The sequence below is a fragment of the Pseudomonas sp. PA-5-4B genome, from assembly GCF_021606215.1.
Taxonomy (GTDB): Bacteria; Pseudomonadota; Gammaproteobacteria; order Pseudomonadales; family Pseudomonadaceae; genus Aquipseudomonas; species Aquipseudomonas edaphica.
Map to the genome: position 1 here is coordinate 49,216 of NZ_WKDB01000036.1, position 13,969 is coordinate 63,184.

Genomic DNA, 13,969 nt, shown 5'->3' on the forward strand with positions numbered 1-13,969 from the left:
AGGGGCCGCCCTGTAAATTAGACGGCGGATCTTACTGAATAGTGCGTACTTTGACAAGTCAAAGGCAGCCGGATACAGACGCTATCGGGGGCTCGGGTCGGCGCGTCCGTTCAACGGCAAGATTCTTCGGCAGGCGGCGCATCACTTCCACTGCAGAAAGAGGTGGGCAATTATGCAGATTGCGAAAAAAAATTCAACCTGCTTTTATGATTGTTTTCCCCGAAGGAGTACCCGATGGATTATCGACAGCTGGGCCGCACCGATCTGAACGTAAGCGCGATCGCCTTGGGCACCATGACTTGGGGTGAGCAGAACAGCGAGGCAGAGGCCTTCGCACAGATCGAACGGGCCAAGGCCGCAGGGATCAACTTCCTCGACACCGCAGAAATGTACCCGGTGCCGCCCAAGGCCGACACCTATGCCACCACCGAGCGTTATATCGGTAATTACTTCAAGAGCCGCGGCGACCGTGCCGACTGGATCCTCGCCAGCAAGATCGCCGGCCCCGGCAATACCATCGACTATATCCGCGACGGCCACCTGCGCCACAACCGCAAGCACATCGTCGACGCCCTGGATGCCAGCCTCAAACGCCTGCAAACCGACTGGATCGACCTCTACCAGTTGCACTGGCCGGAGCGCAGCACCAACTTCTTTGGCCAACTGAGCTACAAGCACAAGGACGAAGACGACCTGACCCCGCTGGAAGAAACCCTCGAGGCGCTGGACGAGCAGGTAAAAGCCGGCAAGATCCGCCACATCGGCCTGTCCAACGAAACCCCGTGGGGCACCATGAAGTTCCTGGCCCTGGCCGAAGCCCGTGGCTGGACCCGCGCCGTGTCGATCCAGAACCCCTACAACCTGCTCAACCGCAGCTTTGAAGTGGGTTTGGCGGAAGTGGCTATTCGCGAGCAATGCGGCTTGCTGGCCTATTCGCCGCTGGCATTCGGCATGCTCAGCGGCAAATACGAAAATGGCGCCCGCCCGGCCAAGGCGCGCCTCACCGAGTACAGCCGTTTCAGCCGCTACTTCAACCCGCAGTCGGAAGCCGCGTGCAGCCGTTATGTGGCCCTGGCGCGGGAACATGGCCTGGACCCGGCGCAGATGGCGCTGGCATTTGTGACGCAACAGCCGTTTGTGACCAGTAATATTATTGGGGCCACGAGCCTGGAGCAGCTGGACAGCAACATTGCCAGTGCTGATTTGAAGCTGTCCAAGGAAGTGCTGGAAGGGATTGAGGCGATTCAGAAGGATCATCCGAACCCAGCGCCTTGATTGAGCCGAAATGATCGTTCCCACGCTCTGCGTGGGAATGCCGCCCTGGACGCTCCGCGTCCGCGCTTGAAGGTATGACGCAGAGCGTCACCGGATGCATTCCCACGCAGAGCGTGGGAACGATCCGATGGGCGTCAAAGCGCCCGCGCAATAATCTCCTTCATGATCTCATTGGTCCCCGCATAAATGCGCTGCACCCGCGCATCCGCCCAAGCCCGCGCAATCGGGTATTCCCACATAAAGCCGTAGCCACCGTGCAATTGCACGCACTCGTCGAGTACCTTGCACTGCAGGTCCGTGGCCCAGTACTTGGCCATCGCGGCGGTGGGCACATCAAGCTTGCCTTCCAGGTGCAGCGCCATGCATTTGTCGACAAACACGCGGCCGATCTGAATCTCGGTGGCCATCTCCGCCAGTTTGAAGCGGGTATTCTGGAAGTCGGCAATCGCCTTGCCGAACGCCTTGCGCTCGCGGGTGTAGTCCAGGGTCCACTGCAGCGCAGCTTCGGCGGATGACAGCGCGCCAATCGCTACCGTCAGGCGCTCCTGAGGCAGCTCCTGCATCAAGTAGGCGAAGCCCATGCCTGCCTGGCCCAGCAGGTTACCCTTGGGCACGCGCACGTCCTGAAAGAACAGTTCCGAGGTGTCCTGGGCCTTCATGCCGACCTTCTCCAGGCGCTTGCCCTTGTCGAAGCCCGGCGTATCGGCTTCCACCAGAAACAGGCTGGTGCCCTTGGCGCCGGCCTTGGGGTCGGTCTTGGCCACGACAATGACCAGCTCGGCGAGGTAGCCGTTGGTGATGAAGGTCTTGGAGCCGTTGATCACATACTCGTCGCCGTCCAACACGGCGGTGGTCTTGACGCCCTGCAAGTCAGAGCCGGCGCCCGGTTCGGTCATCGCAATGGCCGTGACCATCTCGCCGGAGATCAATTTGGGCAGGTACTTTTGCTTCAGCGCCTCACTGCCGTAATGCAGGATGTACGGCGCGACGATGTCCGAATGCAGGGAAAAGCCAATGCCGGTAAGGCCCAGGCGGCTGATCTCTTCGATCACCACCGCGCTGTACAGAAAGTCCGCGCCCAGCCCGCCATATTCTTCCGGCAGGTGGGAGCACAGCATCCCCGCCTCCCCCGCCTTGCTCCACAGGTTACGGTCGATGTAACCCTGCTTTTCCCACTGTCCGTGGAACGGCGCAGCGTGTTTTTCGAGGAAGGTACGCACGCTCTCGCGGAAGAGTTCGTGCTCCGAGCTGAACAAGGTTCTGGGGATCATGGGTCACCTGCGTGGATTGTCGGACAAAGACCAGCCCACAGAGCCTATGCCGCGAAGGCGTCACAGGACACTGGACACATGCGACAAAAAATAAGACGATCCAGCCGTCTGGTGACCACTTTCCCCTATAAGAATAAATGAAATTATGTCTAACCAAATCTCCACGCCCTTGCGGCGCGTCAGCATTTTGGCCATTGATCGGGTATTCGCTTCCACCCTCATGCAAGCCAAGGATTTCTTCCACCTCGCCAGCCTGCGTTACGGCAAGCAGCAAGGCCTGGGCCTGACCCCGGCATTTGAAACGCGCCTGGTCAGCCCCGACGGGCAATCGGTACGCAGCTTCAGCGATGTGATCATGCCGGTGGACGGCGGCCTGGAAAACGCCGACATCATCGTGTTGCCGGCCTTCTGGGACGACTTCGACGCGCTGTGCACCCGTTACCCGCAAGTGCTGCCCTGGCTGCGCGAGCAACATGCGCGTGGCGCGGTGCTGTGCGGCGAAGCCACCGGGGTGTTCTGGCTGGCCGAAGCCGGGCTGCTCGATGGCAAGGAGGCGACCACTTACTGGCGCTTCTTCAACGCCTTCAGCGAGCGTTTCCCCAAGGTGCAACTCAACCAGGACAAGCATCTCACCGACGCCGACAACCTGTACTGCGCCGGCGGCACTACCTCAGCGTGCGACCTTTACATCTACCTGATCGAACGCTTCTGCGGCGCCAACATCGCCCAGGCCGTGGCCCGCGACATCCTTTACGAAGTGCAGCGCAGCTACGCGCCAGGGCGCATCGGTTTTGGTGGGCAGAAGCTGCACCAGGACGTGATCATCCTGCAGATCCAGCACTGGCTGGAAGAGCACTTTGCCGACAAGTTCCGCTTCGAAGACGTCGCTCGGGAACACGGCATGAGCATCCGTAACTTCATGCGGCGGTTCCAGACTGCGACCGGTGACAAGCCGCTGCACTACCTGCAAAGGCTGCGCATCGAGACAGCCAAAGGCCTGCTCTCGGGCAGCCGCAAGAGCATCAAGACCATCAGTTATGAGGTGGGTTACGACGATGCGAGCTTCTTCGCGCGGCTGTTCAGGCAGCACACCGAGCTGTCGCCGAACCAGTATCGCCAGCAGTTCCAGCAAGCCGCCTGACCCAAAGTAAACACAAACCCATGTGGGAGCTGGCTTGCCTGCGATAGCGGTGGATCAGTGAGTACATTTGTTCCTGAACCACCGCCATCGCGGGCAAGCCCGGCTCCCACAGGTGATATCCATTGTTCTGGAGAACACCCATAAAAAAGGCCTGCATCACTGCAGACCGCGTAAGCCAAGGTAACCACAAACCCATGTGGGAGCTGGCTTGCCTGCGATGGCGGTGGATCAGTGAGTACATTTGTTCCTGACCCACCGCCATCGCGGGCAAGCCCGGCTCCCACAGGTGATCTCCATTGTTCTGGAGAACACCCATAAAAAAGGCCTGCATCACTGCAGGCCGCGTAAGCCAAGGTAACCACAAACCCATGTGGGAGCTGGCTTGCCTGCGATGGCGGTGTATCAGTGAGTACATTTGTTCCTGACCCACCGCCATCGCGGGCAAGCCCGGCTCCCACAGGTGATCTCCATTGTTATGGAGAACACCCATAAAAAAGGCCTGCATCACTGCAGGCCGCGTAAGCCAAGGTAACCACAAACCCATGTGGGAGCTGGCTTGCCTGCGATAGCGGTGTATCAGTGAGTACATTTGTTCCTGACCCACCGCCATCGCGGGCAAGCCCGGCTCCCACAGGTGATCTCCACTGTTCTGGAGAACATCCATAAAAAAAGCCTGCATCACTGCAGGCCTTGGTCATTTCATGCACATCGCTTACGGCTTGTGCCCACGCGACAGGAACTCGTGGGACTGCATTTCGAGCAAGCGGCTCAGGGTACGCTGGAATTCGAAGTTCAAGCGACCGCCCGTGTAGAGGTCCTTGAGCTCGACTTCCGCCGAGATGATCAGCTTCACGTTACGGTCGTAGAACTCATCGACCATGTTGATGAACCGCCGCGCGATGTCATCGGTAGTAACGCTCATCTGCTCCACGCCGCTCAAGATCACCGCGTGGAAGATCTTGCCCAGCTCGATGTAGTCGTTCTGGCTACGCGGGCCGTCGCAGAGCTGGCGGAACTCGAACCAGGCCACGTCATCGCAGGTACGCAGGGCGATGATTTCGCGGTTCTCGATCATCAGCTTGTCGTTTTCCACCGCCTGGGTGCATTCCGGCGTCAGCGCGCGGAAGCTCTTTTTCAGGCTTTCATGCGCCGCTTCGTTCAGCGGGAAGTGGAACAGCTCGGCCTGCTCAAGGTGACGCAAACGGTAGTCGACGCCGCTGTCGACGTTGACGATTTCGGTGTTCTGCTTGATCAGCGCGATGGCCGGCAGGAAACGTGCGCGTTGCAGGCCGTCCTTGTACAAGCCGTCGGGAACGATGTTCGAGGTGGCGACCAGGGTCACGCCGTTCTTGAACAGCTCTTCCATCAAGGTGCCGAGGATCATGGCATCGGTAATGTCGGAGACGAAGAACTCATCGAAGCAGATCACCCTTGCCTCTTCGGAGAAGCGCTTGGCGATGATGGTCAGCGGGTTTTTCTCACCCGGCAGGGTCTTCATCTCTTCGTGCACACGCTTCATGAAGCGGTGGAAGTGCGTACGGACCTTTTCCTTGAACGGCAACGCTTCGAAGAAGGTGTCGACCAGATAAGTCTTGCCGCGGCCCACGCCACCCCAGAAATACAGGCCTTTGACCGGCGTGTGGTCTTTCTTGCCAAACAGCTTGCTGAACATCCCTGGCTTGTTGTGCGAGGCCGCGACCAGGTCGTCGTACAGGCGCTGCAAATGACGCACCGCATTTTCCTGGGCCGCGTCATGGAAGAATTCAGGGCGTTTCAGATCAGCTTGATATCGTTCTAGGGGCGTCATAATTTCGTTAGCAAGGCAACAAAAACGGGCCGTCACTGTAACGACGGCCCTGGATAATGGCAATCAACCCTTGGTCGGGTTAATCCTCGATGGGGGTCAACGCAACGCGCAAGGCGGCAATGGCAGCATCACGCGACGTTTCGTCGGCAAATTCAGCGCTGTCGGCCACGGCAGCACCGTCCAGCCATACGCTGAAGCCTGTGGCCTCAGTGCGTACGTCCAGCGCGTCGCCGCTTTGCAGTTGCTTGGTCACTGCGCCCGCCGCTTTGCCGTCGGCAAAGTTGCGCGACAACAGCAATTGCTCGCCATCGGCCGACAGCAGGCGGAAGCGGAAGCTGCCGTCGTCTTCACGGAAGCTCACGAAGCGCGCAGCCTTCGCGGCTTTCTTCTTGGCCACCACCGGCGCGGCGGCCTGGTTGACGAACGAGCGCAGGCCCACGGCTTCACGCAGCTCGGCAAGGAACGGCGCGGCCACGGCGCGGGCTTTCTTGGCGCCGATCAGCAGCAGGTCTTCCATGTCCGAGGGGCGCGACATCAACTGATGGTAACGCTCACGCGGCTCGCTCAGTTGGCTGTCGAGCAGTTGGAACAGGCGGCTCTTCGCCTCGCCCCAGCCCAGGCCTTGCAGCAGCTCGGCGCGGAACTCTTGTTCCTGAGCCTTGCTGGCAAACGCCTGGAACAAGGTGAACAGATGCGAATTGTCCGGGTCCTTGGCTTCGCCGGGCGCACGCGAGTCGGTGACGATCCGCGAGATCGCGTCTTTCATGTCCTTGGCGCTGGTGAACAACGGGATGGTGTTGTCGTAGCTCTTGGACATCTTGCGGCCATCGAGGCCTGGCAAAGTGGCGACGCTTTCTTCGATCAACGCCTCAGGCATGGTGAAGAATTCTTTACCGTTGCCGAACAGGTGGTTGAAACGCTGGCCGATGTCGCGGGCCATTTCCACGTGCTGGATCTGGTCACGGCCGACCGGCACCTTGTGCGCGTTGAACATCAGGATGTCCGCCGCCATCAGCACCGGGTAGCTGTACAGGCCCATGCTGATGCCCGCGTCCGGGTCTTCGCCGGCTTCAACGTTCTTGTCCACCGAGGCCTTGTAGGCATGGGCGCGGTTGAGCAGGCCCTTGGCGGCAACACAGGTCAGCAGCCAGGTCAGTTCAGGGATTTCCGGGATGTCGGACTGGCGATAGAAGGTCACCCGGTTCACATCCAGGCCACCGGCGAGCCAGGTCGCGGCGATTTCCATGCGCGAGCGCTGGATGCGCTGCGGGTCATCGCACTTGATCAGGGCGTGGTAGTCGGCCAGGAAGTAGAAGGAATCGGCATTCGCGTCCTGGCTGGCGAGGATCGCAGGGCGGATCGCACCGGCGTAGTTGCCCAGGTGCGGCGTGCCGGTGGTGGTGATGCCGGTGAGGATACGGGTACGAGTCGTCATGGGTAATCGCTTATCAGACTGCTATCAATTCGAGAGGCGCGGCAGCACCAGATCCTTGAGGTCGGTGAGCTTGCCATGAAAAAAGTGTCCGCATTCTGCCACTTTCAGCAGCTCATGGGGGCGTTTCAGGGCGGCGGACCAGTCGTACACGGTCTGTGGGTCGACCACTTCGTCGGTTTCCGGCTGGATCAGGGTTAACGGGCAGCCTTGGGGCAGCACGTCGCTATCGCGCAGGCGCATCACCGCAGCGGCAACCATGAACAGGTGCGCAAGCTTTTCGCCCTTGGCTTCCAGGCGGCCACCGAGACTGGCTGCAACATAACCGCCGAACGAAAACCCGAGCAGGGTGATCGGCAGCTCGGGGTGCTTTTCCCGCAGCCAGGTGGCCGCCGCTTCGGCATCGTCCACTTCACCGGTGGCCATGTCGTGAGTACCGGCGCTCGCGCCGACGCCACGGTAATTGAAACGTAAAGTAATCAAACCAGCATCGCGGGCAGTGCGTTGCAGGGTCGAAACGACTTTATTGAGCATGGTCCCGCCTTGCACCGGGTTAGGGTGGCAGATCAGCGCCAGGCCACGTGGCTCGGGGTGATCCAGGTACAAGGCTTCCAATTGGCCCACCGGGCCAGCGATCAAAACGGGGGTTTCACGCATGAGCAAGGAATGAACTCCGTGACCTCTCAAAGGGTCGACTCGTCTAGCTAAAAGTCTGTGCATGGCATCATTGCGAGCTTAATCGCGGTATACAGCGCAGGTTTGAGCCGTTAACGTAAAGCAAAGCCGTTTATAGAGGAAGGACTCGTGGAACACTCGCTCTTAGTTTGGTTGTTGCCGACTCTTGCCCTGGTTGCCGGTGTCGCCATTGGATTCCTGGTTGCCCGCCTGCTGCCGAATGCCGCGCCTAACCGCACGCAGCGTCAGCTGGATGACATTCAGGAACGTTTTGACAGTTATCAGAACGAGGTTGTTACCCACTTCAACAGCACCGCGACCCTGGTCAAGAAGCTCACCCAGAGCTACCAGGAAGTACAGGATCATCTCGCCGATGGCGCCAACCGCCTCGCCCTCGACGACATCACCCGCCAGCGCCTGCTGGCCGCGTTGCATTCCGATGCACCGCAAGCCCCACGGGAGCGCCTGACGCCACCGCGGGAAAACCAGGAGCCGCCACGGGACTACGCGCCAAAAACGCCGAACGCCCCAGGCATGCTGGATGAGCATTACGGTTTGAAGAAGTAAGTTTTTTCAAACACTAAAAAGCCCGGCTGATCGATGATCAGCCGGGCTTTTTTGTGGGCCTCAATCAAGCAGGCGACACCGGTCAACTGTGGGAGCTGGCTTGCCTGCGATAGCGGTGTATCAGCAAAGCTTCCATTGCCTGACACACCGCCATCGCGGGCAAGCCCGACTCCCACATTGACCGCGTAAGACCTTAAGCCGGTTGTTGCTCCTGCAACAGCCCACCCTCAATCCGCACATGCCGCCCATGAAAACGCTTGAGGCTGCTGCGATGGCCGACACTGACGATGCTCAGACCCGGCAGTTCATCGATCAGCGCTTGATACAGGTTCGCTTCATCCTCTTCATCCATCGCCGAGGTGGCTTCGTCCATGTACAGCCACTGCGGCGCGAACAATAAGGCACGCGCAAAGGCCAGACGTTGCTGCTCACCGGGCGAGAGCATGCGTTGCCAATGGTTGGCCTCATCCAGACGGCTGACCAGATGCGGCAAGCGGCAAGTTTCCAGGACCTGTGCATAACGTTCGGCCGGGTAGGTGCTGTCGTCTTGTGGATAACTCAACACGGCCTTCAGGCTGCCAATCGGCAAGTAAGGCTTTTGCGGCAGGAACAGATAACGCGCCGCCGGCAGGCAAATGCTGCCGTGGCCCGCCGGCCACAAGTCACCCATGGCGCGCAGCAATGTACTTTTACCGCTACCGGAACGCCCACTGAGCATCACGCGCTGGCCAGGCTCTACCGTCATGTCGGCATCGGTGAGCAGGTGGCGGCCGTCGGCCAGGTCCATGCCCAGGTCTTTGACCACCAGTTGCTCGCCGTGCGGGCGCACATCGATGGCCGGAGCACGTTGTTCGTTGCGGCTCATGGCCTCATGGAAACTCAGCAGACGGTCACTGCTGGCACGCCAGCTGGCGAGGTCGGAGTAAGCGGTGATAAACCAGCTGAAGTTGCCCTGCACATTGCCGAACGCCGAGTTGATTTGCATCAGCTCGCCCAGTTCGATCTTGCCGGCGAAATAGCGCGGTGCCGCCACGATAAATGCAAAGACAACCGCGATCTGCTCATAGCCTGCGGTGAAGAATGTCAGGCGCTTGGACACCTTCATGATGTCCCAATAGTTGTGCCAGACCTTGCCGAACCGCGCACTCAAACGTTGATTCTCGTTTGACTCGCCATTGTACAAAGCAATGCTTTCGGCATTTTCCCGCACGCGCACCATGGAGAAACGCAAGTCTGCTTCGAACCGTTGCTGCTGGTTGCTAAGGCCGATCAAACGACGGCCGATCAGGTGCGTCAGCCAACTGCCGACGGCGGCATACAGCAATGCGCACCAGAACATGTAGCCGGGGATGGTGATACCGAAGACTTCGATGCTGCCCGACACGCCCCACAAGATAATCGAGAACGACACCAGACTGACCACATTGCGCAGCAGGCCCAAACCCAGAGCTAATGTGTTCAAGGTAAAGCTATTGAGGTCTTCGGAAATCCGCTGGTCCGGGTTATCGGTGTAGCCGCCCTGCTCCAACTGGTAGTAGTTCTTGTTGTTAAGCCAGCGTGCAAAGTGCTTTTCGGTGAGCCACGCGCGCCAGCGAATGGTCAACATCTGGGTCAGATAGAGGCGGTAGACCGCGCCGAGAATAGCCACTGCAGCGATGCCGCAGAAATAGATGATCTGTTGCCAGAAGGCCGCAGTGTCCTTTTTTTCCAGGGCGTTGTAGAAATCCTTGTACCAGTGGTTAAGCCACACGGAAATCGCCACGCTGAACAGCGTCAGACCAATCACCACAGCCAGCAACAACCAGGCCTTGCCCTTCTCTTCACTACGCCAATACGGTGTGATCATCGCCCAGGTTCGGCGCAAGAATTGCCCACGCACCGCGTCGTTGACCGCGGAATACTCAGCGTTCTGATTCATCGTTCAGGCTCTGTAAGAAAATGTGACAGGCGTTTGAACCGATCATAGACGATCGGTTCAGCGCGCTGTGCAGCCTGAAGCAGATTGTTCAGACTTTGTTCAGCGCCGTACAGGACGCTTCTGCAGCTTGCGTTGCAGGGTGCGACGGTGCATGCCCAGGGCACGGGCAGTGGCGGAGATATTGCCTTCGTGTTCGGTGAGCACGCGCTGGATGTGTTCCCACTGCAGGCGGTCCACCGACATCGGGTTTTCCGGCACCAGGGTATCGAGGTCGGCGTGCTCTGAGAGCAACGCAGCCAGCACGTCGTCGGCATCCGCCGGCTTGCACAGGTAGTTGCAGGCGCCGCGCTTGATGGCCTCGACGGCGGTGGCGATGCTGGAGTAACCGGTGAGGATCACCACGCGCATTTCCGGGTCGAGCTCCAGCAGCTTGGGCAGCAGCACCAGGCCGGAGTCGCCATCCATTTTCAGGTCGAGCGCGGCGTAGTCCGGCAGGTCGGCCTGGGCGATGGTCAGGCCTTCTTCAGCCGAACCTGCGGTGCTCACGCGAAAGCCACGACGGCTCATGGCGCGCGCCATCACGCGGGTAAAGGTGGCGTCGTCATCTACCAGCAACAGGTGCGGCAGTTCTTCGCCTTCGACTTGGATCTCGTCACTCATCGATATCTCCTCGTGCGACACGGGGCAGGCGCAGCTCGGTGAGCGTGCCACCTTCCTCATGACTATAGAGCTTCACTGAGCCGCCCGCGCGGGTCACGCTGGCCTTGCTCAAAAACAGGCCGAGGCCGAAGCCTTTGCCCTTGGTGGTAAAGAAGGGTTTGCCGATTTGTTCGGCAATGGCCAGCGGCACGCCCGCGCCGTGGTCACGAATGCTGATGGTGACGTTTTCGGCGTCCCAGTCCAGCTGCACGCCCAAGCCTTCGGGGCAAGCGTCGGCGGCGTTGTTCAGCAGGTTGAGCAAGGCCTGGGTCAGGTCCGGCGGCGGCGCCATGCGCGGCACACTGCCCTGCCCTAATAGATGAAAACGGTAACTGGCTTCGGGGCGCATCAGGTGCCAGCGATTCAGGGCTTCGTCGAGCCACTGGGTCACGTCCTGCATCTCCACCGCCAGGCGGCGATTGGCTTCGGCGGCGCGCACCAGTTGCTGCAAGGTCTGCTTGCATTGCTTGACCTGTTCACGCAGCACGCCGAGATCTTCTTGCAACACCGGGTCGTGATGGTCCTGGGTCATTTCGTTAAGCAGCACGCTCATGGTCGCCAGTGGTGTGCCCAACTCGTGGGCGGCACCCGCGGCCTGGGTGGCGACGGCCAGCAATTGCTGGTCGCGCAGGCCTTCTTCGCGGCGAATGGCGCGCAGCTCTTCCTGACGGCGCAGTTCTTCGGCCATGCGTGCAGCGAAGAACGTGATCACTGCAGCAGACAGCGCGAAGCTCAGCCACATCCCGTAGATCTGCAGGTTTTCGCGGGCGATGGGAAAGGTTTGCAACGGATAGAACTGCGCCAGCAGCAAGGTATAGAGCGTCAGCGCAATACCCGACAGCACTACCGAATAGCGCCATGGCAAGGTCACGGCGGCGATGGTCAGTGGCACCAGGTAGTAAGAAACAAACGGGTTGGTGGAACCACCAGAGAAATAAAGCAACACACTGTGGATAAACAGATCGCAGGCCAACTGGAGTGCGTATTCCAACTCGGTCACAGGCCACGTGGTACGCAGGCGGATGGCCGTGAACGCGCACAGCACAGTGGAAAACGCCAGGGTCACACCCAGTTGCAGCCACGGCAGCGGCAGCAGGTCGAACCAATAGGCAAGCCCGACGGAGCCGGCCTGTGCGGCCAGTACCAGGGTGCGGATGAACGTCAGGCGCCAGAGGTTCTGGCGTGTGGCGGAAGTCAGTTTTACGGCGGCGAGCATGAGCTCTCCCGGTGAGCGCTGCAGGCGGATCGGCACGAGTATAAACGAAGCAGACCCGCTGGCACGGCGCGTGTGGCTCTTTGACGCAGGCCGGCCAAACGACCGTTCGTCGGCGCCATCACAACTTGTAGCGAATGTGTAAACCCGAAGAACCCGATACCACCGTCTACAGTCATACCCGATACGAACACCTTAAGGAGCTTCCATGTCTCGTTTCACTCGCAGTGCAGCTGTTATCACCCTGGGCGTCGCCACTCTTGCCAGCCTCCCCGCTTTGGCAGCCGAAGGGCTGAACTACAACCAGATTTCCCTGCGCGCCGAGGTCAGCCAGGAGGTTGCCCGCGACAAGATGATCGTCACGCTGTACACCGAATCGCAAAATGCCGACCCGGCCAAGCTTGCTGCCGAAATCACCAACACCATGAACAAGGCGTTGGGCCAGGCACGTGAAGTCAAAGCCGTAACCCTGCGCCAAGGCAGCCGCAACAGCTACCCGATCTACGACAGCAAGAACCAGAAGATCACCGGTTGGCGCGAACGCGCCGAACTGCGTCTGGAAAGCGCCGACTTCCCGGCACTGTCCAAACTCACTGGCGAGCTGTTGAACACCCTGAAAATGGAAAACATGGACTTCGCCATCGCCGACACCACGCGCAAGGCCAGCGAAGATGCGTTGCTCAAGGATGCGGTCGCCGCGTTCAAGGCCCGTGCCCAGCTCGCAACTGACGCGTTGGGTGGCAAGGGCTACAAGATCGTCAACCTGAACTTCAACACCAATGGTTACCCGATGCCTTACGCCCGCAATGGCGGGATGATGATGAAGGCGGCCATGGCGGATTCGGCGCCAACGCCAGAAGTAGAAGCCGGCACCAGCCAGGTCAACATGAGCGCTGATGGGGTGATTGAAGTCTTGCACTAAACCCTTTGCGATATTAGAAACGGCGCAGCCTGACAGGCTGCGCTTTTTTTTGACCGCGCTTATGTCGCCCAACAGCCCCACACCGACATCGCAAAATCACAACTCACATCGCCGCGCTCGAACGCCATACAGCAACATTTCATTAACGACGACCGTAAAATTTCAAGTGGAACGCTTTCCCACTCAAACTGCCATGCAACAGTTGACAGTACCTTCATGTAAAACTTTTCTTCTGCACAGTCGGAATAAGTTTAAGCATCAACTTTACGTGCTCAACCAGGGTGTAAAGTGGAACTCGACGCGTCCAGCCCCCCACTGAGTGATCATCACTGCTGCCTTAACTTAACAAGCAACGTGTTTATTCGACGTTCTCTGTGCGATGCCTGCTATTGCACCGCAGCGTAAACTTGCGGCCGCCTGCTGCCCAGTGAGGATCGACAGTTAAGTTCACAACCCACTCAGTAAATCGAGCCGACCATGCAAACAATGGCACCCTCTTCGCTGCACGCTTGCGCTACACCAACTACTCCCTTGGATTCAAACTATCCAGAACAAGCACACATGGGCAATCGCGTCACTCGCGATCTATCCCCTCCGGATAGAAATTCAAGAGGCTTACCGAGGGGCCAACCGTTTTATCGCGGTGGGTTTCATGGACACTCGCCCTTCGACGATCTTAAACCGGGTAATATCCAGGGAGTCATTTATGGGTGGAGCGTCACTCCACCCGCGGCGAACGCCTCCCTGCAAGAACGGGAGGCACGTATGGGTGACTATGCGGATCGCGTAAGGTGGAAGTTAAAGCTTGTGGAACACGGTAGCGAAGGCGAAAGGAATATTAAATTCCAAGATGCCCGTCAATACATGGAACCCGCAGGTTACTTCAGTGGCGGTTTGCTGGCAGCCGGGTATGACCCGCATGAAACAATCACGGTGACGTTCACCGCTTACACCAAGGAGCTTAATGGTGCTTCTCACCTGACCAGCAAAGACGAGCGCACCTACTTTGCATGGGAGATTGCAGCCGGAGCCCTTAAGCACGATAGGCC

General features: G+C 59.2%; 11 protein-coding genes and 1 pseudogene. 5 read left to right on the top strand and 7 right to left on the bottom strand.

Annotation, left to right across the window (positions count from 1 at the left end):
* The first annotated feature begins 234 nt into the window (after positions 1-234).
* Positions 235-1,275 carry an NADP(H)-dependent aldo-keto reductase gene (locus GIW28_RS18535; RefSeq protein WP_017138269.1) on the top strand — a complete coding sequence of 347 codons (1,041 nt, stop codon included), beginning with the start codon at positions 235-237 and terminating at the stop codon, positions 1,273-1,275.
* A gap of 134 nt (positions 1,276-1,409) precedes the next feature.
* On the opposite strand, the gene GIW28_RS18540 is transcribed toward GIW28_RS18535, so the two are convergent.
* On the bottom strand, positions 1,410-2,546 hold the full coding sequence (locus tag GIW28_RS18540) for an acyl-CoA dehydrogenase family protein (protein ID WP_169986876.1): 1,137 nt from the start codon (positions 2,544-2,546) through the stop codon (positions 1,410-1,412).
* Positions 2,547-2,766: 220 nt separating this feature from the next.
* On the opposite strand from GIW28_RS18540, the gene GIW28_RS18545 reads away from it, so the two are divergent.
* Positions 2,767-3,687: a GlxA family transcriptional regulator gene (locus tag GIW28_RS18545; protein ID WP_169986983.1), complete on the top strand. Its 921-nt coding sequence runs from the start codon at positions 2,767-2,769 to the stop codon at positions 3,685-3,687.
* A 712-nt stretch (positions 3,688-4,399) separates the two neighbouring features.
* Here GIW28_RS18545 and zapE read toward each other — a convergent pair.
* The 3 genes from zapE to GIW28_RS18560 form a co-directional block, all read right to left on the bottom strand.
* A complete protein-coding gene (gene zapE / locus GIW28_RS18550) occupies positions 4,400-5,494 on the bottom strand; it encodes a cell division protein ZapE (RefSeq protein WP_138451290.1) in 1,095 nt (364 codons plus the stop codon).
* 79 nt (positions 5,495-5,573) lie between these two features.
* Positions 5,574-6,929, bottom strand: a complete 1,356-nt coding sequence (locus tag GIW28_RS18555; RefSeq protein WP_236447227.1) for a tryptophan--tRNA ligase — start codon at positions 6,927-6,929, stop codon at positions 5,574-5,576.
* Between the two features lie 24 nt (positions 6,930-6,953).
* Entirely contained in the window at positions 6,954-7,583 is a 630-nt protein-coding gene (locus tag GIW28_RS18560; RefSeq protein WP_138449139.1) for an alpha/beta hydrolase, read from the bottom strand.
* Positions 7,584-7,730: 147 nt separating this feature from the next.
* On the opposite strand from GIW28_RS18560, the gene GIW28_RS18565 reads away from it, so the two are divergent.
* Positions 7,731-8,168 (top strand): YhcB family protein, encoded by a 438-nt coding sequence (locus GIW28_RS18565; protein WP_017138275.1) that lies wholly within the window; start codon positions 7,731-7,733, stop codon positions 8,166-8,168.
* Between the two features lie 193 nt (positions 8,169-8,361).
* On the opposite strand, the gene GIW28_RS18570 is transcribed toward GIW28_RS18565, so the two are convergent.
* The 3 genes from GIW28_RS18570 to GIW28_RS18580 all read right to left on the bottom strand — a co-directional run bounded on the left by GIW28_RS18570 (position 8,362) and on the right by GIW28_RS18580 (position 12,001).
* A complete protein-coding gene (locus tag GIW28_RS18570) occupies positions 8,362-10,086 on the bottom strand; it encodes an ABC transporter ATP-binding protein/permease (protein ID WP_236447228.1) in 1,725 nt (574 codons plus the stop codon).
* 99 nt (positions 10,087-10,185) lie between these two features.
* A complete protein-coding gene (locus GIW28_RS18575; protein ID WP_003171731.1) occupies positions 10,186-10,746 on the bottom strand; it encodes a response regulator transcription factor in 561 nt (186 codons plus the stop codon).
* On the bottom strand, positions 10,739-12,001 hold the full coding sequence (locus tag GIW28_RS18580; RefSeq protein WP_017138277.1) for an ATP-binding protein: 1,263 nt from the start codon (positions 11,999-12,001) through the stop codon (positions 10,739-10,741). Before GIW28_RS18580 ends, GIW28_RS18575 begins: the two co-directional genes overlap by 8 nt.
* Before the next feature lie 205 nt (positions 12,002-12,206).
* Between GIW28_RS18580 and GIW28_RS18585 the strand changes: the two genes are divergently transcribed.
* Entirely contained in the window at positions 12,207-12,920 is a 714-nt protein-coding gene (locus tag GIW28_RS18585; RefSeq protein ID WP_017138278.1) for an SIMPL domain-containing protein, read from the top strand.
* A gap of 765 nt (positions 12,921-13,685) precedes the next feature.
* Positions 13,686-13,969 (top strand): annotated as a pseudogene (locus tag GIW28_RS18590) (hypothetical protein); the annotation flags it as partial.